Source organism: Kribbella sp. NBC_00889, assembly GCF_045207705.1.
Classification (GTDB): domain Bacteria; phylum Actinomycetota; class Actinomycetes; order Propionibacteriales; family Kribbellaceae; genus Kribbella.
Genome location: NZ_CP108783.1, coordinates 5095259 through 5121710, shown reverse-complemented (window position 1 = coordinate 5121710; position 26452 = coordinate 5095259). Strand labels below are relative to the sequence as shown.

23 protein-coding genes are annotated in these 26452 nt (G+C 67.1%); 14 read left to right on the top strand and 9 right to left on the bottom strand.

Annotated features, from left to right (window positions below):
- Positions 1 to 16: 16 nt before the first annotated feature.
- The 8 genes from OG817_RS24840 (at position 17) to OG817_RS24805 (ending at position 10531) form a co-directional block, all read left to right on the top strand.
- A complete protein-coding gene (locus OG817_RS24840; RefSeq protein WP_406047029.1) occupies positions 17 to 1027 on the top strand; it encodes a Gfo/Idh/MocA family protein in 1011 nt (336 codons plus the stop codon).
- Positions 1024 to 2061 carry a Gfo/Idh/MocA family protein gene (locus tag OG817_RS24835; RefSeq protein WP_406047028.1) on the top strand — a complete coding sequence of 346 codons (1038 nt, stop codon included), beginning with the start codon at positions 1024 to 1026 and terminating at the stop codon, positions 2059 to 2061. Before OG817_RS24840 ends, OG817_RS24835 begins: the two co-directional genes overlap by 4 nt.
- Before the next feature lies 1 nt (position 2062).
- Positions 2063 to 2908 carry a Gfo/Idh/MocA family protein gene (locus OG817_RS24830; protein WP_406047027.1) on the top strand — a complete coding sequence of 282 codons (846 nt, stop codon included), beginning with the start codon at positions 2063 to 2065 and terminating at the stop codon, positions 2906 to 2908.
- Between the two features lie 336 nt (positions 2909 to 3244).
- Positions 3245 to 4960: a thiamine pyrophosphate-binding protein gene (locus OG817_RS24825; RefSeq protein ID WP_406047026.1), complete on the top strand. Its 1716-nt coding sequence runs from the start codon at positions 3245 to 3247 to the stop codon at positions 4958 to 4960.
- 12 nt (positions 4961 to 4972) lie between these two features.
- Positions 4973 to 6199: a formyl-CoA transferase gene (gene frc, locus OG817_RS24820; RefSeq protein ID WP_406047025.1), complete on the top strand. Its 1227-nt coding sequence runs from the start codon at positions 4973 to 4975 to the stop codon at positions 6197 to 6199.
- A 38-nt stretch (positions 6200 to 6237) separates the two neighbouring features.
- Entirely contained in the window at positions 6238 to 8382 is a 2145-nt protein-coding gene (locus tag OG817_RS24815) for an acetate--CoA ligase family protein (protein WP_406047024.1), read from the top strand.
- A gap of 101 nt (positions 8383 to 8483) precedes the next feature.
- Positions 8484 to 9986: an Nramp family divalent metal transporter gene (locus OG817_RS24810; RefSeq protein WP_406047023.1), complete on the top strand. Its 1503-nt coding sequence runs from the start codon at positions 8484 to 8486 to the stop codon at positions 9984 to 9986.
- A gap of 2 nt (positions 9987 to 9988) precedes the next feature.
- Complete coding sequence (locus tag OG817_RS24805; RefSeq protein ID WP_406047022.1) at positions 9989 to 10531, top strand: hypothetical protein; 543 nt, start codon at positions 9989 to 9991, stop codon at positions 10529 to 10531.
- 75 nt (positions 10532 to 10606) lie between these two features.
- On the opposite strand, the gene OG817_RS24800 is transcribed toward OG817_RS24805, so the two are convergent.
- The 4 genes from OG817_RS24800 to OG817_RS24785 all read right to left on the bottom strand — a co-directional run bounded on the left by OG817_RS24800 (position 10607) and on the right by OG817_RS24785 (position 13967).
- The gene (locus OG817_RS24800) at positions 10607 to 11374 is read right to left on the bottom strand and encodes a GntR family transcriptional regulator (RefSeq protein WP_360456705.1); all 768 of its coding nucleotides are present in this window, start codon (positions 11372 to 11374) and stop codon (positions 10607 to 10609) included.
- Positions 11375 to 11504: 130 nt separating this feature from the next.
- Positions 11505 to 11684, bottom strand: a complete 180-nt coding sequence (locus OG817_RS24795) for a hypothetical protein (protein WP_406047021.1) — start codon at positions 11682 to 11684, stop codon at positions 11505 to 11507.
- A 106-nt stretch (positions 11685 to 11790) separates the two neighbouring features.
- Positions 11791 to 12951, bottom strand: coding sequence for an NAD-dependent formate dehydrogenase (locus OG817_RS24790; RefSeq protein WP_406047020.1), 1161 nt, complete (start codon positions 12949 to 12951; stop codon positions 11791 to 11793).
- 44 nt (positions 12952 to 12995) lie between these two features.
- Complete coding sequence (locus tag OG817_RS24785; protein WP_360456696.1) at positions 12996 to 13967, bottom strand: LysR family transcriptional regulator; 972 nt, start codon at positions 13965 to 13967, stop codon at positions 12996 to 12998.
- Positions 13968 to 14165: 198 nt separating this feature from the next.
- Between OG817_RS24785 and OG817_RS24780 the strand changes: the two genes are divergently transcribed.
- Positions 14166 to 14933 carry an alpha/beta fold hydrolase gene (locus OG817_RS24780; protein ID WP_406047019.1) on the top strand — a complete coding sequence of 256 codons (768 nt, stop codon included), beginning with the start codon at positions 14166 to 14168 and terminating at the stop codon, positions 14931 to 14933.
- Here the strand turns inward: OG817_RS24780 and OG817_RS24775 are convergent.
- Entirely contained in the window at positions 14915 to 15994 is a 1080-nt protein-coding gene (locus OG817_RS24775; protein WP_406047018.1) for an acyltransferase family protein, read from the bottom strand. The genes OG817_RS24780 and OG817_RS24775 overlap by 19 nt on opposite strands.
- Before the next feature lie 125 nt (positions 15995 to 16119).
- The gene (gene dnaN, locus OG817_RS24770) at positions 16120 to 17253 is read right to left on the bottom strand and encodes a DNA polymerase III subunit beta (RefSeq protein WP_406047017.1); all 1134 of its coding nucleotides are present in this window, start codon (positions 17251 to 17253) and stop codon (positions 16120 to 16122) included.
- A 117-nt stretch (positions 17254 to 17370) separates the two neighbouring features.
- On the opposite strand from dnaN, the gene OG817_RS24765 reads away from it, so the two are divergent.
- Complete coding sequence (locus OG817_RS24765) at positions 17371 to 18012, top strand: TetR/AcrR family transcriptional regulator C-terminal domain-containing protein (protein WP_396397625.1); 642 nt, start codon at positions 17371 to 17373, stop codon at positions 18010 to 18012.
- Here OG817_RS24765 and OG817_RS24760 read toward each other — a convergent pair.
- Complete coding sequence (locus OG817_RS24760; RefSeq protein WP_406047016.1) at positions 17999 to 18565, bottom strand: AAA family ATPase; 567 nt, start codon at positions 18563 to 18565, stop codon at positions 17999 to 18001. The genes OG817_RS24765 and OG817_RS24760 overlap by 14 nt on opposite strands.
- 121 nt (positions 18566 to 18686) lie before the next feature.
- Here OG817_RS24760 and OG817_RS24755 point away from each other — a divergent pair, with 121 nt between their 5' ends.
- Positions 18687 to 19319, top strand: a complete 633-nt coding sequence (locus OG817_RS24755; RefSeq protein WP_406047015.1) for a class I SAM-dependent methyltransferase family protein — start codon at positions 18687 to 18689, stop codon at positions 19317 to 19319.
- Between the two features lie 94 nt (positions 19320 to 19413).
- Here OG817_RS24755 and OG817_RS24750 read toward each other — a convergent pair whose 3' ends face one another.
- Positions 19414 to 20085 (bottom strand): hypothetical protein, encoded by a 672-nt coding sequence (locus tag OG817_RS24750; protein WP_406047014.1) that lies wholly within the window; start codon positions 20083 to 20085, stop codon positions 19414 to 19416.
- Positions 20086 to 20218: 133 nt separating this feature from the next.
- Here OG817_RS24750 and OG817_RS24745 point away from each other — a divergent pair, with 133 nt between their 5' ends.
- The 3 genes from OG817_RS24745 to OG817_RS24735 all read left to right on the top strand — a co-directional run bounded on the left by OG817_RS24745 (position 20219) and on the right by OG817_RS24735 (position 22730).
- On the top strand, positions 20219 to 21352 hold the full coding sequence (locus OG817_RS24745) for a sensor histidine kinase (RefSeq protein WP_406047013.1): 1134 nt from the start codon (positions 20219 to 20221) through the stop codon (positions 21350 to 21352).
- Positions 21349 to 22002, top strand: coding sequence for a response regulator (locus tag OG817_RS24740; RefSeq protein WP_406047012.1), 654 nt, complete (start codon positions 21349 to 21351; stop codon positions 22000 to 22002). Before OG817_RS24745 ends, OG817_RS24740 begins: the two co-directional genes overlap by 4 nt.
- A 134-nt stretch (positions 22003 to 22136) precedes the next feature.
- The gene (locus OG817_RS24735; RefSeq protein WP_406047011.1) at positions 22137 to 22730 is read left to right on the top strand and encodes a TetR/AcrR family transcriptional regulator; all 594 of its coding nucleotides are present in this window, start codon (positions 22137 to 22139) and stop codon (positions 22728 to 22730) included.
- Positions 22731 to 23038: 308 nt separating this feature from the next.
- Here OG817_RS24735 and OG817_RS24730 read toward each other — a convergent pair whose 3' ends face one another.
- Positions 23039 to 26452, bottom strand: coding sequence for a tetratricopeptide repeat-containing serine protease family protein (locus OG817_RS24730; RefSeq protein ID WP_406047010.1), 3414 nt, complete (start codon positions 26450 to 26452; stop codon positions 23039 to 23041).

The following is a 26452-nucleotide window of genomic DNA, read 5'->3' as shown; positions in this document are numbered from 1 at the left end:
AGGGTTGACTCGGCCCATGCCCGCACCCCTCCGGCTGGCCGTGATCGGCGCCGCGCACGCCCATGTCAGGTACGCGCTGGACGAGGTGACACTGCGCGAGGACCTCGTGCTGGTCGCCGTCGCTGATCCGGATCCGGCGACGGCGGGCCAGTACGCCGGCGAGTTCGGCGTACCGGCGTACGAGGACCACCGGCGGTTGCTCGACGAACTGCGGCCCGAGGTCGTCATGATCGCCGGCATCTACGCGGACCGGGCCGGGGCGATCGTGGACTCGCTCCGCGCCGGTGCGCACGTGCTGGCCGACAAGCCTCTCTGTACGACGCTCGCCGAGCTCGACGCGATCGAGGCCGCGCAGCGCGAGACCGGTCGCTTCGTCTCCCTGCTGCTGGAGAAGCGGAACTATCCCGAGACCTTGGCTGCTCGCGCGTTGCTGGCCGACGGCTCGCTGGGAGAGTTGGTGCAAGTCGCGTCGACCGGTCCGCACAAGCTCAACCGCTCCACTCGGCCGGACTGGTTCCTCACCAGGAAGGGGTACGGCGGGATCCTCGGCGATCTCGCCGTCCACGACATCGACCTCGTCCTGCTGCTGTCCGGAGCGACCGAGGGAACGGTCGCCGGGCTGGCCGACAGCACGGATCCCGAGTTCGCGCTGCACGGATCCCTGCTGCTCGGAGCAGGGACGGTGGTCGCGACGATCGAGGTCAACTGGCTGACGCCCGCGGCATCGCCGTACCACGGTGACTACCGGATGCGACTCACCGGCACCGAGGGCACGGCGGAGTTGTTCTGGGCGCAGAACAAGTTGATCGCGGCAACCACTGACCGCCCGCCCTGGGAAGTGGAGCTGCCGCCCGGTCGGCGCCCGGCGGCTGAGGCGCTCGACTCCCTGGCGGCCGGCCGCGAGCCCGAGACCAGTACGGCGGCAGGGTTCGTGGCGACGCGGGTCGCGCTGCTCGCCCAGCAGAGCGCCGACGCCGGTGGAGTCGTGCTGCCGTGGACCGACGAACAGAGAGGACAGGCCGGATGAAGTTCGCAGTGGTGGGGGCCGGAGTCATCGGTGAGACCCATGCCCGCCTGATCACGTCCCTCCCAGAGGGCTCGGAGCTGGTCGCTGTCGTCGATGTGGAGGCGGATCGAGCCATCGCGCTGAGCGACAAGTACGGCGGTGAGCCGATGACGGACCTGAAGCAGGCCTGCGCCCGGCCGGACATCGACGCGGTCAGCATCTGCCTGCCCAGCGGATATCACGCCGACGCTGCCATCACCGCGCTCGAGGCGGGGAAGCACGTCATCGTGGAGAAGCCGATCGACGTGACGCTGGCAGCGGCCGACCGGCTGATCGACGCGGAGCAGCAGACCGGGCTGACCGTGGCCGTGATCAGTCAGCGCCGGTTCCAGCACGCCCCGGCTTTCATGCACCAAGCTGTCGCCGACGGCCGGCTCGGCCGGATCACCACTGGTATTGCCGAGTCGGCCTTCTGGCGCTCGCAGGAGTACTACGACTCCGGCGGCTGGCGTGGCACGGTCGCGCTCGACGGTGGCGGAGCGCTGATGAACCAAGGCATCCACGTGGTCGACCTACTGCTGTGGATGCTGGGCGACCCCGTCGAGGTACAGGCGTACAGCGACCGGCTCGCGCATGATCGGATCGAGGTCGAGGACACGGTGGCGGCGACCGTGCGGTTCCGCAGTGGGGCGATCGGGTCGATCGTGGCCACCACGTCGGCCTACCCGGGCCGGCCGGTGCGGCTGTCCGTGTACGGCGACCGCGGCAGCGCTGTGATCGAGAACGACGACCTGATCGTCTTCGACGCCGCCGACGCAGAGTCGACCGCCGAGACCCAGTCTGTCGCGGACGGGCAGCCGGCGGGTGGGGCGAGCGTGACCCAGTCGGTCGCCGACGCGCATCGGGATCAGTACCTCGACTTCATCGAGGCGGTGCGCGATGGCCGCCCGCCGTCGATCGGCACCCGGGACGCCAGGCGTGCGCTCGAAGTGGTGCTCGGGATCTACGAGTCCGCGCGGACCGGTGCTCCGGTTCACCTCACCGGGAGAGACTGACGTGCGCATCGGCATCATCGGGACGGAGAACTCCCACGTCGACCACATCATCGACTACCTGAACGTCGAGCGGCGGGCCGACGAGACCCGCGTCGTCGCCCTCAGTGGCGGCGCGAGTGAACGCAACGAGAAGCTCCGCGTCACCGGGCAGCTCGAGCGGCTCGTGGACGCACCGACAGACCTGCTGGGCCTGGTGGACGCCGTGATCATCACCGATCGGCACGGCGGTCTGCACCGGGAGCACGCCGTACCGTTCCTGGCCCAAGGTCTGCCGGTGTTCGTGGACAAGCCGCTCGCCTGTACCGAGGCCGACGCCCGGGCGATCGTTGCCGCCGCGCGCGAACACGACGCACCGTTGACGTCGTCCTCGGCCGTCCGCTGGGTGCCGGACACGGACGCGCTGGCCGAGCAGGCGGCTTCGGTCGGTGCACCGCAGACGGTGATCACGACCGGGCCGGCCGATCCGGACAGTGAGTACGGCGGCATCTACTTCTACGGCATCCACCCGGTCGACGTCGCCCTCAGGCTCGCACCCGGCGTCATCGGCGACGTACGAGTGGAACGGGTCGCCGACACCATCGTCGCAACCGCTGACGTCGGTGGAGTCCGCGTAGTTGTCCAGTTCGTGCTGCCGGAGCCCGACGGTCGGGTGCCGTTCCACGGCTTGGTCGTCGGCCGGCACGGCCTGGCGGCCCGCGAGCTCGTCCTCGGCCCGTCGTACGTCGAACCAGGGCTGCGTGCGTTCCTGGAGATGGCCGAGACCCGGCGGCCGCCGATCGACTACGACGATCTGGTCCGGCCCATGCAGTTCCTCGATGCAGTCGTCGAGGCGATTCGCCCACACTGATTCCGGTCGTCACAGATCCGGGCCCCGCAGACACTGTCTGCGGGGCCCGGAGTCGTTACGGAGCGCGTCTGCCGGGGGCTCCCACTCCTTCGTGATCGACGTCCCCGCCTCCCCAGAGCCGATTCCTCAACGCCACAAGGGTTTTCTCCAGCGCCAGCACAGCCTGACGGGTCCTGGCGAGTTCGTCGTGAATCGTCATCCCAGCCTCCTGGTGCCGAGCTCTGGACAACCACTATGGGCTGGGGTAAGACTACGACTACACCATACGGTATGCAATCTACAGACGAAGCTGTACCAACAAGCCGCACCCCGGCCCTTCCGAGGAGATGACTGCAGATGGCGCAGACAGTGTCGGAGACCCAACCAGCCGCCGACTCACCGAAGCCGGAGCCGGCGACGATCTCAGGTGGTCACCTGGTCGCCAAGGCGCTGAAGGCAGAGGGCGTCGACGTGATCTTCACCCTGTGTGGCGGTCACATCATCGACATCTACGACGGCTGTGTCGACGAGGGCATCGCCGTCGTCGATGTCCGGCACGAGCAGGTCGCCGCGCACGCCGCTGACGGCTACGCGCGAGTGACAGGGAAGCCCGGCTGCGCGGTCGTCACCGCCGGCCCGGGGACGACCGATGCCGTCACCGGTGTCGCGAACGCCTTCCGCGCGGAGAGCCCGATGCTGTTGATCGGTGGCCAGGGCGCGCTGAACCAGCACAAGATGGGATCCCTGCAGGACCTGCCGCACGTCGACATGATGACGCCGATCACCAAGTTCGCCGCGACCGTGCCGCACACCGCGCGGGCCGCCGACATGGTGTCGATGGCGTTCCGCGAGTGCTACAACGGCGCGCCCGGTCCGTCGTTCCTGGAGATCCCGCGCGACATCCTGGACAACTCGGTTCCGGTCGACTCGGCGACCGTCCCGGAGGCCGGTCACTACCGGGCCTCCACCAAGAGCATCGGCGACCCGGCGAACGTCGAGGCGCTGGCCGACCTGCTGGTCCGGGCCGAGAAGCCCGTCGTCCTGCTGGGCAGCCAGGTCTGGACCTCCCGCGGCAGCGAGGCCGCGACCGAGTTCGCCCGTACGCTCGACATCCCGGTGTTCATGAACGGCTCGGCCCGCGGCACCCTGCCGCCCGGCGACCCGCACCACTTCCACCTGTCCCGGCGGTACGGGTTCAACAACGCCGACCTGATCCTGATCGTCGGTACGCCGTTCGACTTCCGGATGGGCTACGGCCGGCGGCTGCCGAAGAGCGCGACCGTGGTCCAGATCGACATGGACTACCGCACCGTCGGCAAGAACCGCGACATCGACCTCGGCCTGGTCGGCGACCCGGGCGCGATCCTGGCCGCCGTCACCCAGGCGGCGTCGGGCCGGGTCAGGAAGACCGACCGCAAGGCCTGGTTCGCCGAACTGCGCGCCGAGGAGGACGCGGCGTACCAGAAGCGGCTGCCGCGGCAGCTGTCCGACGCGAACCCGATCCACCCGCTGCGGCTCGCGCACGAGATCAACGAGTTCCTGACCGAGGACTCGATCTACATCGGCGACGGCGGCGACATCGTCACCTTCTCCGGTGGCGTCGTCCAGCCGAAGTCGCCCGGCCACTGGATGGACCCGGGCCCGCTCGGGACCCTCGGTGTCGGCATCCCGTTCGTCCTCGCGGCGAAGTACGCGCGGCCGGACAAGGAAGTGGTCGCACTCTTCGGTGACGGCGCGTTCTCCTTGACGGGCTGGGACTTCGAGACGCTCGTCCGCTTCAAGCTGCCGTTCGTCGGTGTCGTCGGCAACAACTCGTCGATGAACCAGATCCGCTACGGCCAGGAGGCGAAGTACGGCCACGAGCGCGGCCGGATCGGGAACACGCTCGGCGACGTGAAGTACGACGAATTCGCCAAGATGCTCGGCGGGTACGGCGAGGAGGTCCGCGACCCGAAGGAGATCGGGCCGGCCATGCAGCGAGCCCGCGAGTCCGGGCTGCCCTCGCTCATCAACGTGTGGGTCGACCCGGACGCGTATGCGCCCGGAACCATGAATCAGACCATGTACAAGTAGGGGAGGACCAGTATGAGCAAGGCCCTCGACGGGGTTCGCGTACTCGACATGACGCACGTGCAGTCCGGACCGTCCTGTACTCAGCTCCTCGCCTGGCTCGGCGCCGATGTGATCAAGCTCGAGGCGCCCACCGGCGACATCACCCGCCAGCAGTTGCGCGACATCCCCGACGTCGACAGCCTCTACTTCACGATGCTCAACTGCAACAAGCGCAGCATCACGCTCAACATGAAGTCCGAGCGGGGCAAAGAGATCTTCACCGACCTGGTCAAGAACGCCGACGTCCTGGTGGAGAACTTCGCCCCCGGCGCGATCGACCGGATGGGCTTCACCTGGGACCGGCTGCAACTGATCAACCCGAAGCTGGTCTACGCCTCGATCAAAGGCTTCGGCCCCGGCCGGTACGAGGACTTCAAGGCCTACGAGGTGGTCGCCCAGGCGATGGGCGGTGCGATGAGCACCACCGGGTTCGAGGACGGCCCGCCGACCGCCACCGGCGCGCAGATCGGCGACTCCGGCACCGGCATTCACCTGGTCGCGGGCATCCTGGCCGCGCTGCTCCAGCGGACCAACACCGGCAAGGGCCAGCGGGTGAGCGTGGCGATGCAGGAGGCCGTGCTCAACCTGACCCGGGTCAAGCTGCGCGACCAGCAGCGCCTCACGCACGGTCCGCTGCCCGAGTACCCGAACGAGAACTTCGAGGACGAGGTGCCGCGGTCCGGCAACGCCTCGGGTGGCGGCCAGCCCGGCTGGGCGCTGCGGTGCGCCCCGGGCGGGCCGAACGACTACATCTACGTGATCGTCCAGCCGCCCGGCTGGGCGCCGATCGCGAACCTGATCGGCAAGCCGGAACTGGCCGACGACCCGGACTGGGCGACGCCGGCCGCGCGGCTGGACAAGCTCGACAAGATGTTCGCGCTGATCGAGCAGTGGACCGAGCAGCACACGAAGTTCGAGGTGATGGACAAGCTCAACGCCCTGAACGTGCCGTGCGGGCCGATCATGTCGACCCGTGAGCTGATCGAGGACGAGACGCTGGCCGAGCTGGGCGCCGTGGTCGAGGTGAAGCACCCGCAGCGCGGCAGCTTCAAGACCGTCGGCTGCCCGCTCAAGCTGTCCGACTCCCCGGTCCAGGTCGAGACCTCGCCGGGTCTCGGTGAGCACAACTCCGTCGTCTACGGATCGCTCGGCATCGACACCGCCGAGCTCGAGGAACTCAAGGCAGCCGGCGTCATCTGACGCCCGACCTCTCCCCGCATCCCTGAAGGAGCGCAGGCATGACCTATGACAAGGCAGCAGTCCGGACCATCCTCGACCAGGCTCTGGCGGACGGCCGCACCTCCCTGAGCGCGCCCGAGGCCAAGCTGGTCGCGGACGCGTACGGCATCCCGACGCCGGGTGAGGGGCTGGCCACGACTGCCGAGGGAGCCGCCGGACTCGCGGCCGAGATCGGTTTCCCCGTCGTGCTGAAGATCGTCTCGCCGGACATCCTGCACAAGACCGATGCCGGTGGCGTGGTCGTCGGCGTCGACAGTGCCGAGGCGGCCAAGTCGGCGTACGAGAAGATCATCGCCAACGCCAAGGCCTACCAGGCGGACGCGGAGATCGTCGGTGTACAGGTGCAGAAGATGCTGGTCACCGGCGGTGACGTGCAGGAGGTCATCGTCGGCGCGGTCACCGACCAGACGTTCGGCAAGGTGGTCGCGTTCGGGCTGGGTGGCGTCCTGGTCGAGGTACTCAAGGACGTCACCTTCCGGCTCGCCCCGCTGACCGGTGACGAGGCCCGGGCGATGGTCGACGGGATCGGTGCGCACGAGATGCTGAACGGCGTCCGCGGCGCGAAGCCGGTCGACAAGGATGCCGTCGCGGACCTGATCCAGCGGCTGTCGGACCTGGTCGACGACTTCCCGCAGTTCGCAGAGGTGGACCTGAACCCGGTGCTGGCCGGGCCGGACGGCGCCACCGCGGTCGACTTCCGGATCATCGTGGACGTCGAGGCCGGCAAGCCGGTCGAGCGGTACAGCCAGGAGGAGATCCTGACCGCGATGACGCGGATCATGAAGCCGCGCGCGGTGGCCGTGATCGGGGCGTCGAACGAGACCGGCAAGATCGGCAACTCGGTGATGAAGAACCTGGTCAACGGTGGGTACGCCGGGGACATCTACCCGGTCAATCCCAAGGGTGGCGAGGTCCTCGGGCTGAAGGCGTTCCCGAGCATCACCGACATCCCGGGTGACGTCGACGTCGCGGTGTTCGCGGTCCCGGCCAAGTTCGTCGCCGGTGCGCTCGAGCAGTGCGGCGAGAAGGGCGTCGCGGGCGCGATCCTGATCCCGTCCGGGTTCGCCGAGACCGGTGAGCAGGAACTGCAGGACGAGGTCGTTGCCATCGCCAAGAAACACGGCGTGCGGATTCTCGGCCCGAACATCTACGGCTACTACTACCTGCCGGAGAGCCTCTGCGCGACGTTCTGCACGCCGTACGACGTCCGCGGCAGTGTGGCGCTGTCGTCACAGTCCGGTGGCATCGGGATGGCGATCCTGGGCTTCAGCCGGTCCAGCCGGATGGGCGTCTCCGCGATCGTTGGGGTAGGCAACAAGGCCGACATCGACGAGGATGACCTCCTGACGTTCTTCGAGAGCGACGAGAACACCAACCTGATCGCCATGCACCTGGAGGATCTGAAGGACGGCCGGGCGTTCGCCGAGACGGCGGCCCGGGTGTCGAAGAAGAAGCCGGTCGTCGTGCTGAAGGCCGGGCGTACGGACATGGGCGCGCGGGCCGCGAGCTCGCACACCGGCGCCCTGGCCGGCAACGACAAGGTGTACGACGACATCCTGCGACAGAGCGGTGTGGTCCGGGCGCCGGGGCTGAACGAGATGCTCCAGTACGCCCGCGGCATCCCGCTGCTGCCGACGCCGAAGGGTGAGAACGTCGTCATCATCACCGGCGCGGGCGGTTCCGGCGTACTGCTCTCGGACGCCTGTGTCGACGCCGGCCTCACCCTGATGGACATCCCGGGCGACCTGGACGCGGCGTTCCGCAAGTTCATCCCGCCGTTCGGTGCCGCCGGCAACCCGGTCGACATCACCGGTGGCGAGCCGCCGTCGACGTACCGCAACACGATCGCGCTCGGGCTCTCCGACGAGCGGATCCACTCGCTCATCCTGGGCTACTGGCACACGATCGTGACGCCGCCGATGGTGTTCGCGAAGCTGGTCGCCGAGGTGGTGGAGGAGTATCGCGCCAAGGGCATCGACAAGCCGGTGGTGGCCTCACTGTCCGGTGACGTCGAGGTCGAGGAAGCAAGTCAGTACCTGTTCGACCACGGAGTGGTCGCCTACCCGTACACCACCGAGACACCGGTCCAGGTGCTCGGTGCGAAGTACCGCTGGGCCCGCAACGCCGGGCCGCTCGGTTCCTGAAAGTCCCCAACCTGTTCGGAGGAAGCCGGTGATGCTGTTGGTCAGGGGGGAGTGCACGGGGGAGCGTCAAGCCAAGCTGGCGTCGATCTAAGGAGTCCGCCTTGGACGTCACAAGCAAGACCTCAGAAGTACCAGAAGAGCCGGCGGCCTCGACGGCCGTCACCGAGAAGGTCTGGAAGGCCGGCCGGCTCGAACCGATGCCGATCCGGAAGCTTCCGGACGCACCGCCGTCCATGCACATCCTCGGTCCGACCGTGTTCCTGGTCGCGCTGGGCGTGGGCATGGGTGAGTCCTACATGTGGCCCCGCCTGGTGCTGGTGTTCGGCCCGGACATCCGCTGGTTGTTCCTGGTCGGCGTCACCCTGCAGGCATTCGTGCTGCTGGAGATGGCCCGGTACGCGATGGCGACCGGGGAGAGCATCTTCTTCGGCGCGGCGCGGGTCTTCAAACCGATGATGTGGTTCTTCTACGTCGCGGCGATCCTGATCTATATGTGGCCCGGGCATCTGTCCGCCGGGGCCGCTGCCTTCGAGGAGATCACCGGCATACCTTGGCAGGTCACCGCGTGCGTGGCTCTGGTGTTCGTCGGTGTGCTGTTCAGCCTGCTGTCGGTGATCTACAACTTCCTCGAGAAACTCCTCGGCCTGCTGATCGGCCTGCTGGTCGTCGGTACGTCGGTGATCGCGGCGATCGTGGGCAACTGGGACGATCTGGGTCAGACTCTGCAGGGCATGTTCGCGTTCGGGTTCTTCCCGGAGAAGGCACTGTCCGAGGCCTGGTTCCCGATCGTGGTCGGTTCGATCGCGTTCGCCGGCCCGTCCGGTATGCAGCAGATGTGGTACACGCTGCAGTTGCGCGACAGCGGTGCGGCGATGGGGTCGCACATCCCGAAGATCCGCGGTCTGCGGTCGGCAGACCAGGCCGAGTCGATGCCGTCGCGGGGCTTCATGTTCGACACCGAGGACCCGGCCGAGATGCAGAAGTGGAAGGGGTGGCGCAAGTGGGTCACCTTCGACGCCCTGCTGCTGTTCTGGGGCATCACCATGCTGGTCACGATCTCGTTCACCGTGCTGGCCATGTCGGCGGCTCGGACGAACCCGGACGTCGCCAGTCTGATCGAGGGCGGTGACCGGGACGCCGCGCTGTCGGCGATGTCGGACGCGTTCGCGTCGGCCGGCAGTCCGATCCTGGGCACGCTGTTCTTCGCCTTCATCGCGCTGATCGGGCTGAACGCGACCCTGGGTTTGTTCGACTCGTTCTCCCGCGGTCAGGCCGACATGACGTACTACTTCGTACCGGGGGCCAAACGGTTCTCGATGTCGAAGCTGTACGCCGGGTTCCTGTGGGGCGTGATCACGTTCGGCATCCTGATCCTGCTGTTCGGTCCGGCGGACGGTCCGGCCGGCATCCTGGACATCCTCGCCTTCTTGTCCACGTTCGCGATGGGTGCCTACTGCATCGTGTTGCTCCTGGTGAACAACAAGCTGCTGCCCAAACCGATCCGGCCCGGGCCGGTGCGCAACGTGATCATCGGGTTCGGCGCGGTGTTCTATCTCGGCATGCTGTTCTACAGCCTGGTTCGCTTCGGTGTGGTTGTGAGCTGACCATGACTCAGGCAGCTGATCTGAAGCAGCTTGCGGAGTTCTCGGTGCCGGCCGTCTCGGTGGGTGCCGCGGCCGGGGTCATCGCCGGAGGGTTGGCCGCGTTCGTCGGCCAGCCCCTCGGCTGGGCGGTGGCGACCGGTCTCGGCCTGGGCGTCCCGCTGATGCTCTTCGGTGCCGGGTACGCCGTTCTGATGGGCATGGGCAAGATCCCCGCCGGGGTGTTCGCACCTGCGGCGGTCTACTGGGTGATCGCCTTCCCGCTCTCCCTGCTGGTGCATTCCGTCGTGACCGAATGGGTAGTGACCGGTACGCCGGGCCTGCCGCCGGAACCGTTGAAGTTCCTCGCGTTCCGGGCCCTGGTCAGTATGGGCTTCGCGATCGGCTTCCTGTGGATGCACGAGCAGATCGGGCGGCACTGGTGGCCGCACATCCTGGAACGCAACATCTATGCGCGGCGGACGGTGGAGCAGTACGCCCACCTAGCCGCCGCTCTCGAGGCGCGCAAGGCCGCGACGGGGCGTGGCCGCAAGAAGCGTGTTGCCTGATCCCCTCCGCGGGTCGCCCGCAACCACCCTCCCGTGGTTGCGGGCGACCGCCTGCCTGCGGCCGGCCGCTTGTCGCTAGCCGGCGGTCCGGCGGCGCCGAGTCCGCGGCGCCGCCGTGATCGTGTCCGCGGGAACGTCGTCCGTCGCGGCACCGGTCTGCAGGTCGTGGTAGGCCTTGCGAGTGTGTTCGGTGTGCTCGCGCATGATCTGCGCGGACTTGTCCTCGTCGCCCTCGCTGATCGCCTTCACCAGGCGCGCGTGCTCGCGCCACGAGGCGCCACCGCGGACGGGCGCGACCGGGGTGTAGTACCAGCGGACCCGGCGATCGACCTGGCCGGCGAAGTCCACCAGGAACCTGTTGCCGGACATCTGGGTGATCAGGCTGTGCAGCTCGCCGTTGGTCCGGACCGCGCCGTCGATGTCGCCGGCGTCCTGGAGCGCCGTACCGACCTTGCACAGGTCCCTGAGCCGGGCCACGTCGTCCTTCGAAGCGTGCCGGGCCGCGAGCCGCGCGGACTCCGACTCCAGGGCGGCACGGGCCGCGAGCAGCTGGTCCACCTCGTCCTCGGCGGGCACGTGCACCATCGCGCCGAAGCCAGGCCGGAGGTCCACCCAGCCCTCGTTGTTGAGCCGCTGGAGGGCCTCACGGACCGGCTGCCGGGACACGCCCAGCATGCCGGCCAGTTCGACCTCGACCAGGTGCCGGCCGCGCTCGAGGGTGCCGTCGATGATCATCTCGGTCAGGGCCTCGTAGACGGACTCACGCAGTGGCGTCGGCCGCTTGACGTGTCGCACACCGGCCGGTTCCGCCCCCGCCCCTGGGCCTGCGCTGATGGTGGTCATGAGGTCCTTCCCGGAACTTGCGCTGACAAAGGCATGGCACTTGGTAGACAGTCTACCAAGTGCCATGCCTTGGCCGGGCCTTCGGCACCGGCGTGGTCATGGGGTCTTCCATGACCTGACATGGCGACCCTTACACAGCCGACTCGTCGGCGTGCGGGCGGTCGTCGTGAGCGGTGCGAGCCTGGTCGCCGGTGAGCTTCGCGAGCTCGGCATCCAGGTCGACCGGGGTGTTCAGCTCCTGCTGCAGCTCCGGGGCATCCGGGAACTGCGGGCGAGCCGCCAGAGCGCCGAACCTACGGGTGAAGATCATTGGTACCCTTTCCTTGAATTCTGGCTTCTGTATACGTTCAACCAGCCGTACTCACCGGATATGCCGGCGTCTCACGTGATCCCGGTTACGTACGACGTGATGCCGCTTACACGCGGGTCGAGTACGAATGCGCTCCGGCACCGGCCAGTCGCCCACCGTCGACAATCAGGTACTCGTCGCGGATCGGCGTACCGGCGAACCACGACTCCAGGATCTCCCGGGTGCCGGCGGCGTACCGGGTCTGGGCGGACAGGGTCGAGCCGGAGATGTGCGGGGTCATGCCGTGGTGCGGCATGGTCCGCCACGGGTGGTCGGCCGGCGCGGGCTGCGGGAACCAGACGTCGCCGGCGTACCCGGCCAGTCGGCCGCTCTCGAGTGCCTTCACGATGGCGTCCCGGTCGGCGATCTTCGCCCGGGCGGTGTTGATCAGGTACGTGCCGCGCTTCATCGTGCTGAGCAGCTTCTCGCCGAACAGGCCCTCGGTCTCCGGGTGCAGCGGCGCGTTGATGGTGACCACGTCGCAGTGCGGGACCATGTCGGCCGCGCTCGGGTGGAAGGTGAGGTTGAGCTCGCGCTCGACCGACTCCGGCAGCCGGTGCCGGTCGGTGTAGTGCAGGTTCACGTCGAACGGCTTGAGCCGGCGCAGTACGGCGGTGCCGATCCGGCCGGCCGCGACCGTACCGACGTGCATGCCCTCGAGGTCGTACGAGCGGGCCACGCAGTCGGCGATGTTCCAGCCGCCGTCCAGCACCACCTGGTGCGACGGCAGGTAGTTGCGGACCAGCCCGAGGATCATCATCACCACATGCTCGGCAACGCTGATGCTGTTGCTGTAGGTGACCTCGGCAACGGTCATGCCGTGCTTGATCGCCGCGTCCAGGTCGACGTGGTCGGAGCCGATGCCGGCGGTGATCGCGAGCTTGAGGTTCGGCGCCTTGGCGATCCGCTCAGGGGTCAGGTACGCCGGCCAGAACGGTTGGGAGATCACCACATCGGCGTCGGCCAGCTCCCGGTCGAGAACCGAGTCCGGGCCCTCCTTGTCGGACGTGACGACCAGCGTGTGGCCCTGGCTCTCCAGGAACTCGCGCAGCCCGAGCTCGCCGGACACGCTGCCGAGCAGCTCGCCCGGTGTGAAGTCGATTGCCTTCGGCGTGGGTGCGGTCTGGCCGCCCGGGTAGCCATTGACTGTCGGGATGTCGTCCCGTGCGTACGACGTCGGATGGCCGTCGACGGGATCGTCGTACAGGACGCAGATGATCTTGGCCATGATGTGGAATCTCCTTGTTGGAAGGGACTTCCACAGTCGCCGCGTCACGGTCCGACGGTCAAAGACTTGCTCGCTATGTCGAGATAGCCAGAACCCATCAAATGCACGTTGAGTAGATCGTCGAGAGCGGTGTGTACGGCGGCCTGCCGCGCGACGTCGAGGAGCGCGCGGGCCAGCACGGGTTCGGGACTGCGGGCCGCGATCACCAGTCCGACCCGCGGCCCGTGCGCAGGACTCTTCAGCGGTACGACGCGCATGCCTTCAGGCACACCGAACATATGCAGCCAGGCGTGGGAGATCACGGTCGACCAGTGGTTGCCGTGCAGGTGGCTGTAGAGACCGGAGACCGTGTCGCTCTCGATCGCTGGAGAGGCGGTCACGCCGTCGTCGGTGAAGTAGCCGTTCATGATCCGGCGGTTGCGCATGTCGGGGGAGAGCAGGCACAGCGGCAGTGCGGCCACCTGCGCCCAGGTTGCCACCGGCAACTCACCCAGTTCGGTGTGCTGCGGGGTGAGGAGCAGGTACCGCTCCTCGTACAGCGGGGTCTTGCGGACCTGGCCCAGCGTGTCGTCGTCGAGGTAGGTCATCGCGACGTCGAGATCGAACTCGGCCAGCTTCTGGGTGATGTCGCGCGACGACAACGACTCGAGCGTGACCCGGGCGCTCGTGTGCCGCTCGCAGAACGGGGTGGTCAGCAATGAGACGACCGGCATCGCGGTCGGGATCGCGCCGAGCCGGAGTGTGCCGGTCAGACCGCCGCGCATCACCGACAACTCGTGCCGGAGCGCATCCTGCTCGGCCAGGATCCGCTGCGCCCACAGCAGCACCCGCTCGCCTTCGGGAGTGAGCCCCTCGAATCGGCGACCGCGCCGGACGATCGGTACGTCGAGCTCCTGCTCGAGCTTGCGGATCGCGGCGGACAGCGACGGCTGGGAGACGTAGCACGCGTCGGCGGCTCGGGCGAAGTGCTTCTCCCGGGCGAGGGCGACGAGGTACTCCAGCTGGCGGAGCAGCATCAGGAACCCATCGTGCGGTGGACCGCATACCAGCCGTCTGTATACATAATCCAACTGTAGTGAGGCGGGTCGGCCACGGATAGGGCTCGGGCTCGCCGCTAGTGTCCTGTGATGTGGATCACAACCGATGGGGTGTCTCTCCACGCTGTCTTCGTTCGACGGATTGGCAGGGATCCCCAACTGAGGAGGGGTGTGGTGATGGAGAAGGTCACCTCGAAGGACGGCACCGAGATCGCGTACGACACCTACGGCAGCGGGCCGGTGCTGGTGCTCGTGGCCGGCGGGTTCACCGACCGCGCGCGGTACGTGCCGGACGCCGAGGCGCTCGCGTCGACGTTCACCGTGGTGAACTACGACCGGCGTGGCCGTGGCGACTCCGGCGATGCACCGACGTACGCCGTTGAGCGCGAGTGGGAGGACCTCGATGCGGTCCGCTCGGCGACCGGCGCGCGGTTCGCCTGCGCGTATTCGTCGGGTTCGATGGTGCTGTTCCAGGCCGGACTGCCGTTCGAGAAGCAGGCGGTGATGGAGCCGCCGTTCCGGGTCGAGGGAGCGCCGCCGGCGCCGGATCGGTATATCGAACGGCTGCAGGAGTACGTCGCGGCCGGGAACCCCGGCGGTGCGGCCGAGTTGTTCATGGTCGAGGCGGTCGGCCAGCCGAAAGAGGTCGTCGATCAGATCCGGGCGACGCCGATGTGGGCCGGGCTCGAGGCGATAGCGCACACGCTCGTGTACGACGGCCTGCAGATGCGGGACAGCGCCGTACCGACCGAGCTGTTGTCGACAATCGAACTGCCGACACTTGCGCTGTACAGCAACGACAGTCCGGTGTGGCTGCAGGATTCGGTCAAGCAGACCGCCGCAGCGCTGCCGAAGGGCACGGTGGAGGGGCGTGACGGCTCGTTCCACACGCTCCCGCCGGAGACGCTGGCGCGGGTGTTGAAGGACTACTTCGTGACGGCGTGAGCCGGCTCGCGACGGGCGCCGGGTAGGACGCGCTCGAGCAGCCGCTTGAGGCGGGGCGCCAGCGGTTGCTCGACCCCGTAGTGCAGGGCGGCCGCGACGCCGACCATCGCGAGCATCGTGGCGGCGACCAGGAGAACGTGGTTCACCTGGTCGCCGAGCCGTTCGAAGACGATGAACCCGATGTGCGCGTGCACCAGGTAGAGCGGGTAGGTGAGTGCGCCGAGGACGGCGAACCACGGCCGTCCGAGCCGATGGGTCCACTTGAGCGCGACGGCCAGCATGACGGCGAAGATCACCACGATGATCGCGACGACCGCCGGCCGGTGGATCTCGGTGTGGTAGCGGACGCCGACGCGGTCGCCGAATCCGATGCCACGGTAGATCGCGTTGCCGAGCGAGACGGCGACGATCAGCAGCGTCTGCGGCGTCGGGCCGTACCGGTGGATCAGGCACAGAGCCATACCGGCGATGAAGTAGTGCGAGAACTGGGTGTTCAGCACCAGGTCGGTTGCGTGCGGCAACAGACCGGCCTGGAAGACGAACGTCGCGGCCAGCCACGCCCAGAGGAAGATCGTGACCCGGCGGCGGGTGATGCCGATCCAGGTCAGGAGCAGGATCATCGCGTAGAACCGCACCTCGGCCCACAGCGTCCAGTAGACGACGTCGACGTTCTCGATGTTCGGCAGCGAGTTGAACATCGTCAGGTTGGCCAGGTACTGCGGCAGTGACACCGGGAACCGGCCCTGGCTGAGCGAGACCGACACGATCGTGGTGAGCGTGACCGCCACCCAGTACGCCGGGTAGAGCCGGACGGCCCGGGAGACGACGAAGGACCGCGGCGTGCGGTCCCAGGCGCTCAGCAGCACCACGAACCCGCTGATCGTGAAGAACAGATCGACACCGAGATAGCCGTACCGGGCCACCACGTCGGCATGGGGGCACTGCATCGCCGACAGGCCGCCGGCGTACGCCGAGAACAGGTAGTGGTACGTCATCACCGAGACGGCCGCGAGGATCCGCAGCAGATCGATCTCGTGCAGCCGGGCCTTCGGCGAGTCCACAGTCGTCCTTCCTAGTGGTGGCGCGGGGCACCACCACTAGACCGCATCGACCGCCGCCGATCGTCAGTCCATAGCCTGATCCGGCGTCCTACTTACGGATGATTGCCGTCGGCATCCGGTCGGCATCAGCTCGGCAGCCGCATCGGCATCAGGATGTACGCCGAGTCGCCGGTCGGAACCTGGTCGGGAGCTCGCAGACCGGTCAGGTTCACAGGCTTCATCGGCTGGGTGAAGGCGAAATGCGCGATCGGCAGACCCAGTGAGGCGAGCGCATCGAGGAGATAGCCCGCGTTGAACCCGGTGGACACCGGATCACCAGTGACTGTTGCCTCCACCGACTCCGATGCCTGCGCCTCCTCGCCACTCCCGGCGTCGAGAGTCGCCGTACCGTCCGCGAAGTTGATCCGCACCGGGGTGGTCCGCTCGGCCACCAGCGCGACTCGCTTCACCGCCTCGACCAGCGAGGCTGTGTCCACTTGGACGGTGCTGGTGATCGCGGACTCGGCCGGGATCAGGCTGCGAACCCTCGGGAAGTCGCCGTCGATCAGCCGGCTCGTCGCGCGCCGGCCGCCACCCTCGAACCCGATCAACCCGTCCCCTGTGCGGGTTGAACCGAGCGCGAGAGTGAGATCGTGGCCGGCCATCGCCTTGGCCACGTCGTGGAGCATCCGCGCCGGCACCAGCGCGTTCGCCTCCACGGTCGGGTCGGCCGGCTCCCACTCGATGACGCGGAGCGCCAGCCGGTACCGGTCGGTGGCCAGCAACGAGATGGTCGAACCGCGGAGCTCCACCCGGATGCCGGTGAACACCGGCAGCGTGTCGTCACGGCCGGATGCGCTCACCACCTGGGCGACGGCGCGGGCGAATGCATCTCCATTGACCACGCCGCTCGCGCCGGGCAGCTCGGGCAGCGCCGGGTACTCGTTGAGAGGGAGGGTCTGCAGCGCGAAGCGCGAACTCCCGCTGACCACCTGGACCCGGGACGCGTCACCGCTCAGATCCACCGAGTCCCTCGGCATGCTGCGGCAGATGTCGGACAGCAGCCGGCCCGACACCAGGACCCGCCCGCCGTCCGCCACCTCCGCAGGCACACTCACCTGCGCGGAGCTCTCGTAGTCGAACCCGGACAGCGTCACCTGACCGTCTGCCGCGTCCACCACCATCCCGGCCAAGATCGGCACACTCGGCCGGCTCGGCAGCCCCTTTGCCACCCATCCGACCGCCTCGGCCAGCACCTCACGAGCAACCCGAACCTTCACACCCATTCCTCCCCACGTCGAAGTACGACTCAATCACCCGGCACCGACAGTTCCTGAGACCCTCGACTTACTCTGTACGCTTACGATGTAAGTGCCACGGTCGGCGAGAGGATCGGAATGGCGGTACGGCGCGAGCCACTGAACCGGGAGCGGGTCCTGCGGGCCGCGATTACGCTGGCCGACAAGGAGGGCCTGGACGCGTTGACCATGCGTCGGCTCGGCCAGGAGGTCGGCGTGGAGGCGATGTCGCTCTACAACCACGTGAAGAACAAGGACGACATCCTCGACGGCATCGTCGACCTGGTGCTGACCGACATCGACGTACCGCCCGCCGGGACGGACTGGAAGAAGGCGATGCGGCGGCGGTCGATCTCTGCCCACGAGGTGCTGGTCGCCCATCCGTGGGCGGCGATGCAGATCATGTCCCGGTACAGCATCGGTCTGGGCATGACGCGCTACCTGGACGCGACGCTCGGTCGGCTCCGCGAGGGCGGCTTCACGATCGAGGGTGCACTGGATGCCTGGCACACGCTGGACAGTCACCTCTACGGATTCACCTTGCAGCAGCTCAACCTGCCGTTCGCCGCCGACGACGCGTCGCGGGTGTCGGCCGACGTACTCCCGGGATTGTCCGCCGAGGAGTTTCCGCATGTCGTGGAGGTGATCGGTCACGTGATGCGGTCCGGGCGGGTGGAGGACTTCGAGTACGGGCTGGATCTGATCCTGGACGGTCTGGAGGCCGGCCTCAACGGAAGCTGATCGCTTCGAGCCGGTTCGCCTGGTCGCGATCGAGGACGATGGCGGAAGCCGCGCCGGGGATGAGTTCGGCGGGGTCGGCGACTGCCTGGTCGAGGAGCTGCGGCCACCGACGGCAGTGCGTGGCCATGCTGCCCTTGCCTACGACGCGTCCGCGCGCCTGCTGGCCGTCGCGGGCGAGGTCATCGGGTACGTCGAGCAGGAGCAGGTGCACTGTCCTCCCAGTCTGGCGGGCCCTCCAGCCGATGAGGCGTCGTACCCACGGACGGGTCGCGCAGTCGTGCACGACCAGGGGACCGGTGCGCATCGCGTTGAGCACGATCGCGTAGTACGTGAGATGGAGGAGCGGCCGCCACCAGGGATAGGGGAGGACGCCGAAGACCGGCATCCAGCGATCGCGGAGGCGGCCCGAGTCGTACACGCGGTCAGTGTGTTCGGGGAACAGCCGGTCGAGGAGTGTGCTCTTGCCGGCTCCTGGAACGCCGGCGAGCACGACCACGGAGTCGCTCGGGTACGTCAGCTCCTCGGCCGTCATCGTGTCGGCGGTACCTGTCATGCTGTCGTCCCTTCGCCCGGCGGACTTTCGTCCGTCAACGGAGGTGAGACGGGCAGGGTTCCGCGATCGGCCCGTGATTGCACTGAGAACTTGATAGGAACTTCCTGAGAGGAGCGAGCGCATGGACTGGTCCACTTGGCATGACGAGTACGACGACCCGGGGTCGGTGCTGTCGCAGCGGTTGAAGGTCGTGCAGACACAGCTCCGGGCCGCTTTGGAGGACTGCGCTGCCGGACCGCTGCGAATCGTCAGCCTGTGCGCCGGCCAAGGCCGCGACGTACTCGAGGTCCTGGCCGACCATCCACGCCGCGGCGACGTCCGTGCCCGGCTGGTCGAGCTCGACCCAGAGATCGCCGACGGTGCCGCCTCAGCCGCTCACGCCCTCGGACTCGATCAAGTGGAGGTCCGGGCCGGCGACGCCGCTCTCATCGATCAGTACGCCGGTATGGTCCCGGCAGACATCGTGCTGGCCTGCGGAATCTTCGGCAACATCAGCGACGAACACATCCAGCGCACGATCGCCGCCCTCCCGCAGCTGTGTCGCTCCGGAGCTCCCGTGATCTGGACCCGCCACCGCGGCGACCCCGACCTGGTTCCGCAGATCTGCTCCTGGTTCGAGTCGCGCGACTTCGAACCCATCTACCTCTCCGAACCCTCAGCCGGATTCGGCGTCGGCGTCCACCGCTACACCGGCACCCCTGAACCCCTAATCCCCGGCACCCATCTCTTCACCTTCCGCCACTACGAGCCATGACGCCGCCGGGACTCCCATGGAGCCGACGAGGTGGCGGGCACGAGTGCAGGGGCGTAGTACTCGTGCGCCTCGCGATGGGGTATTTCGGCTTCGGTCAATGCGCCGAGGATGGGGGCGCGATGCCTGGGGTAATCGGACGAGTCGGGCGACTGACTGCGCCACGGCGTACCGCGCGGATGGCCAATGCCCAGGCGGCCATCATCGGAACCGTGCCGGCCCCCGCGGACAGCACACTGCTCAATGCGATGTCCAGCGGCAACCAGCCAAGCAGCAGCGCCGGGACGAGCCAGGGCCGGAAACCGTCGCGAAGGAATGCGATACCGAGCACCAGTGAACCGACTACCGCTAGCAGGAACCCGGGCAGGCCCGCCACGACGTAGGCGATATCCAGCCCGATCCAGAAGAATCCGAACAGGCCGAGAGCCATCAGGGTCAGGCCGGGTACGGTCAGCCGCCAGCCCAAGCGCTCGAGGCGTCCCCGACGCCGGCTGTTTCGGACCAGCACCGCACTGACGATGGTGGCGGCGATCAGGACCGGCCATCCCTTGCCGTACATGCGGTAGACCGTGTCGACGTCCGCCCAGTCGAGCAGCGGCCGCAATGCGCGCGCGGTGGGCTCGGCCCAGATCCGGACGACGCCGCTCTCCAGGTCTTCCTGTCCGTCTGGTGTCGCGAACCGTGCCAGCGCGTGCAGTGGCGCCAGCACGGCCGCCATGCCCACCGGCACCCATGCAATCTTCCTGATCAGCCGATGTTCGTGGTCCATCTCTGCCTCCCCGGATCGGATCGTTCGCTCGACCGTAGGTCCGGTGCGGCGTTCTTGGCGTCGGCTCCGGGATTGGCCCGTTCTCCAACCTGGGTTTGACCCGCCGAGCGGCAGGCCGATCTAGCATCGAAGCGTGGGGTGGGGACTTCCGCCGGCGCTGCGCGAGGCCGCAGTGCCGGTCACACTGGGCGTCGTCGCCACCGCCGAGCTCTTGGCCCTGGATCTTCCGGGCACGGGCGCGGCGCTGGCCATCGACTGGATCGCCTGTGCGTTGTTGGTGCTGCGTCGGCGGTTTCCTTTGTCTGCATGCACGCTCGCAGGCCTCGTGCTCATCACCCCGGTCGTCGGTCGTGTCGACGATGCGGCCGCGCCCATCTTGATCCTCGCGCTGGCGACCTTCACGGTGGCCCGGAGGGTCAGTGGCCTGCGGGCGCTGATGCCAATCGTGCTGTTTCTCGCGGCCCTGTTCTGGGGCTATCTCCGGCTCGATCGACCGCTGGATGTCGCCGACCTGGTGTTCGTCTCGGCCGTCGTGCTGCCGCCGTACGCGTTCGGTCTGCTGATGCGGTCCCTGGACGAACGGAACGTGAGGCTGGCCGAGCAGGCCGAGCTGCTCGTCCGGCACCAGGAGATGGTCCGGCGGGAGGCGATCGCGGCCGAGCGGACGCGGATCGCGCGCGAGCTGCACGACATCATCGCCCACTCGGTCAGCGCGATGGTGGTTCAGGCCGCTGCTGCTCGCGACCTGGTACGGCGGGATGCAGACGGCGCGGAGGCGGCGATCGACGAGGTGACGACCGCGGGGCGCGAGGCGCTCGGCGAGACGGGCAGGTTGCTGCGGCTGATTCGCGACACCGACGACGAGCTCGGACTCGCGCCGGAGCTGGGACTCGACCGCCTGCACGACCTGGTGGACCGGTTCCGGCGCAGCGGCCTGCAGGTCGATCTCACCGTCGAAGGGCGGCTGGATACGTTGCCGTCCGGCGTCGATATCTCGGGCTACCGGATCGTGCAAGAGGCGCTGACCAACGCCCTCCGGTACGCGACCGACCACATGGCGTCGGTCCGGGTCACCCGTTCGCCGACGGTACTGCTGATCGGCATCGAGAACCGCGCCTCCGGTGTAGCAGACAGCGCCGGCGGGCTCGGACTCCTCGGCATGGCCGAACGTATCGCCGTGTTCGGCGGCCGGCTCACGCACAGTCTGACCGACGACGGACGCTTCGTGCTCACTGCCAGCCTGCCGCTTGTGCCGGAGGCCCGATGATCAGCGTCGTGATCGCCGATGACCAGGACCTGGTGCGGTCCGGGCTGGCGCTGGTATTGCAGGCCCGCGGCCTCGCCGTGCTGGCGGAGGTCGCAGACGGTAGGCATGCGATCGACGCTGTACGGCGTACCGATGCAGACGTCGTTCTGATGGACATTCGGATGCCCGTACTGGACGGCATCGGCGCCACCCGCGAACTGACCCGGCTCGGCTGCCGGACCAAGATCCTGATGTTGACCACGTACGACCTGGACGAATACGTCTACGATGCGCTCCGGGCCGGTGCCGCCGGGTTCCTGCTGAAGGCGACGCCGCCCGATGTGCTGGCCGCCGGCATCCGCACAGTGGCCGCAGGCGACGCGCTGCTCGCTCCCGGTATTACCAGGCGGCTGATCGAGGAGCACATCAGCAGACCGCCGCCTGTGCGGGGGGTGCCGACGGCACTGGTGGCGCTGACACCGCGGGAGGTTCACGTGCTCACGGAGATCGCACGCGGCAAGTCGAACGGCGAGATCGCCAGTTCCCTGGTCGTCAGCGAGGCGACGGTGAAGACGCACGTGAACCACATCTTGGCCAAGCTCGATCTCCGCGGCCGGGTGCAGGCCGTCGTCCTCGCCTACGAGACGGGGCTGATCAGCCCGGGCCGCTGACAGCTCAGCGGCCAGCTCGGGTCTGGCGATCGAATGTCGTGCACGCGCGCGCCCACAAGAAGAAGCGCACCTGACAGCTTGCAGTCGGGACGCCAATGTGAACGAAACGGTTTCGTTCACTTGGGGGGTGTGGGGTGACTGGCGAGGACGGGCGCCGGGGGCAGGCTGAGGTGCGGGAGGAGGCGATTCTCGGGGCGACGTTGGGGTTGCTGGCCGAGGTCGGGTACGACCGGATGAGCATGGATGCGATCGCACTGCGCGCCCGCGCGAGCAAGGCCACCATTTATCGCCGCTGGTCGGGTAAGGCCGAACTGGTCGTGACCGCGGTTGAGCGGCATACCGGGCAGCGGATGACCGAGCGGCCGGATCCGGGGACTCTCCGTGCTGACCTGCTGGGCACGCTGCAGGCGATGCGCGATGGATTGACCGAGCAGGACGCCGGACTGTTGCTCGGTCTGCTGACGGCGATGCATCACGACGAAGAACTGGCGCGGACGGTGCGAGCGCGGATGGCCGACGACAAACGGCAAGCGTTCGACCCCGCCATCGACCGAGCGATCGCCAGAGGTGAGCTGCCGGCTGCGATCAATCGCGCGCTGCTCGCGGAGCTGAGTTCGGCGATGCTGTTCTCGCATGCGTTCGTCACCGGTGAGCCGCTGGACGACACGTTCCTGACCGGGCTCGTCGACGACGTACTGCTCCCACTCCTTCGCCACCCAGGCAGGTGACGTCTGATGGTGACGACGGTCCTCCTCGCGCTCGTGGCCGGCTTCTTCGTCGGCAACGGGCTTCCGTACTACGTCCTGTTCCACCGAAGAAACGCCAGCTTGATGCTGACCACCATCCTGCGAACATCGTTGTCGGACGGGGATGTTCGTCGCCACGGTGATCTGCTGGCACCTCGCCCACGTGTCCAGCCACAAGGTGTCCGGTTACGCCGCCGTCGGTGTACTGGCTGTCGGGCTCATCCACGCCAGGCTCTGGCGCAACAACGCCTGGCCTTGGCGTAAGTCTCCAGTCGAACAATGGAACCTGTTCAGCCCACCGCCCTGACCTCTGTCTGGCGATTGGCTCGCATGACTCGTTCGTAGGCCTCCGAGAGATCGCGTTGCCTCATGGCACTGTCAGGTTCTTGGGTGACAAGTCGTCTCGCGATGTGCAACCCCTTGCGGTACTGGCGCGCCGCTTCACGCCGACGCCCCTCACGGAGGGAAATGTCACCGAGACGAAGGACGCAGGTCATCAGGTCGCGCCGTGCGGGGAGATTGTCCGGCTCGCTGGCAGTCAGATCACGTGCAACCTCGTAAGCTCGGCGATAGTAGGCCTGGGCATCAGGAACCTCAGATGAACTCATCGCCAGTTCGCCTAGTTTGCTGTAAGCATCAATGAGATCACGTTGGAGAGTCGCATTCTTCGGCTCCTCAGATGCTAGGTTCACAGCAATTCGCAGAACCGTTCGGTAGTGGTCGCCCGCCTCGGTAAGGTGATCCGTCAGCGCTGCCAGGTCTCCGAGGTTCTGATAGGAGACCGAGATGTTTCGCTGACATGGTGTGCTTTCGGGTTCGTGCTCGGCGAGATCCTCGACGATCCGCAAGGCCTGCCGATATCGGTTCCCCGCGTCCGGCCATTCATGTAACTCGACCGCCAGATCACCCAGGTTGTTGTACGAGTTCCACAGGTCGATTTGATAGACACTGTTTCCTGGTTCACGTGGACTAAGGGACAGTGCAATCGCCAGCGCTTTGAGGTATGGCTCTTTCGCGTCATCAGGGCGGTCGTCATTGACAGCCAGATCGCCCAGATTGTTGTAGGCATTTGAAAGGTCGCGCTGATAGATCGAATTCTCGGCATCACGGTCGATCAGCCGGAGAGCGATGTCCAATGCCTGGTTGTAGCGTCGTCTCGCCTCGTCATTGCGGCCCTCTTTGAATGCCAGATCGCCGAGGTTGTTGTAGCAGTTCGACAGCTCGTGGCCGTAGATGCTTCCGGTCGGATGTGCCCCGACGATCGCTTCGGCGATCCGCAAGGCCTCGTGATAGTTGTCGCGGGCGTCGTCATAGTCCTCCTTCTGTACCGCTAGGTCGCCAAGGCGGTTGTAGGAGTCGGACAACGCGAACTGATAGGCCTGGTTATCGGGATGGAGGTTCGCAAGCTCTCGTCGAGTCTTCAAGCTGTGGTAATAGTAGGTTTCGGCCTCGGTGGTGCGTCCGGCTTCGGCATGAAGAACGCCGAGATTGTCGTAGGAGTTTGCCAGATCGCTGCGGTAGACGAGGTTGCCGGGATCTTGGTCAACCCTCCGCTGGCACAGGTCGTGGTACTGAGTGGTGAGAACGGCCGCGTCCTTGCTTCGTGCGAACTGCCCGGCCAGGCCTCGAACCATGTCGAGGCCGGCTGCCAATGCGTCCATCTCCCGGACCGTGAGACGAGGCAAGTCTCCATTCCCGATGACAGCCAGATGAAGGCGCACCAGACCATCGAGCAGGCCAGTCGCACCCACGCGGTCTTTTGAGCCCCGCGTCTGACGTTGGCAGCGTCTTGCCAAGGTACCGTAGCGGGCTATCAATGGCGGCCTCAGGTCGTTCGCCCAGACCTTGTCGATCGTCAATCGGGCGAGCACCTCGAGCGCACGCTCGACTTGTCGATCCGACCTGAGTCGAAGAATCTTCCGGACTACATGCTTAAAACGTAACGACTCCTCGCGGAGTGACTGCGCAATCAGGACCTCGCCAAGCCGGTCAGGTTTGAGAGGATTCCAGTGGTCGTCGCCGGGATAGAGTGCGGCCAGCCAGATGTCGACTGCTCGTCGAGCAGGTCCTTTGCCAACCTCGGGTACAAGGGAGAGCAACGCGCGAGCTTCGGCGTTGTCCCTGGCGCCAGCCAAGGTAGCGAAAGCGACACATCGGCGAGCAAGATCTCCGCCGACAGGTGCCGAACCGGTCCGCCAGTACCTCTCTTCGTGGTTCAGGACGCGTTCCACCGCTGGGCGTGTGCCGTCGTGTCCGCCGTGGTCGGTCAGCGCCGTATCGAAGGCCTCGAACAGAACGTCGAGCGGCTGGGCGAAATGGTCGTCGCTGAGGTCAGGGCTTTCCTGATCGGTGGGTCTCCAAGTCTCGCCGGCGGCGCCGTGACCGAACCGAGGGAGGGCCTCCGCGAACAGCACGCTTCTCTGATCCGTCGTGAGGGCCGAGACAGGATCGGCGAGTTCGACAGATTTCTCCAGCGCGCGCAACAAAGCGCCGACGGCAAGTGGTTGTTGCGCCACCGCATCGATGGCGGCGTGCAGGCCGGCTCCTCGGGTTGGTCGGCTCAGCAGAAGAACACGGACTGGGCTCATCTGATTTGCGGAGTTGCACAGGGAACTGAGCTCAGTCACGAGGTCCAGCGCTCCGCTCTCCTCGACGTAGTCGACCGCGATCAGACGCGGAAGTGGAACTGAGCTCACACCTCGGGGCTCGCGAGGCAACATGCCGGTGATCCATCCCTTCAGCGCCACGCGACGGCAGAGCTCAATGGCAAAGCGTGTCTTCCCGGCTCCGCCGGCCGCCTCGATGTAGCGAATCGAGAAACGATCCGGAGTTTCACACCATTCCAGAGCTCGTTTGAGCCCGTCATCCCGAAACATGTATGGGACGACGCCGAACTCGGCTCGAAGCATCGTCGAAGGGTGATCGAAGCGATCATCAGGCTCGAGTCCTTCCCACGGATGGTCAAGACATCCCTCGGAGTCAGTTACTGGCAGCGCCCTGTTCCAGAGCGCTCGATGCACCCAACTGTTCGACCGATTCTCTGCAACGACTGTCTCGGCGATGCTTCGGCCGCCGTCAACGTCAGGTATGGCAGGGAGTGCTGACACTGGTCCGGCCCACCCACCTCTTGCCGCCCCCGGGTCGCGCGTCGCAGTCATGATGCCGACCACCGCCCGCTGGATCGGGCAGACAAGCGGTGATCCGCTGAGCCCAGGTGTGGCCTCACCTGCCGACAACGACAGGAATCCGTCGCCGTCCTCGCCGGCAAGGGTGTATGTCGACGCGGATCCGACAGACGCAACGCCTTCTTCGCGCAGGCCGTAACCCCACGCGTGTGGCAGGCAGTCGCCGGTAGGTACCTTCCCACTGAGCACTGCAAAGGAATGATCCGTCCAGTCCGGCGTCCGCACGAGCGCTAGATCCGGGAATGGCCACAAGGCTGACGGTGAGGAAGGATCCCGAGAGTCCGATCTCGCCATGGTGAGACCAGTCACCTTCGCAGGAGGCTCCGCACCGTCGCGCGTCAGCGCCCCTCGATCTGGCACGACGACGACGCGATCGCGACCCCCGAGCACGTGGGCGGCGGTCAACACCCAGCCTGAGGCGACCAGAACGCCTGAGCCGAGAGTCTCCGTCTGGTCTGCTGATTCGATCCGCACCACGAACGCGCGCAGCACAGAATCGAAGAACGTGGTCGTTGCCAT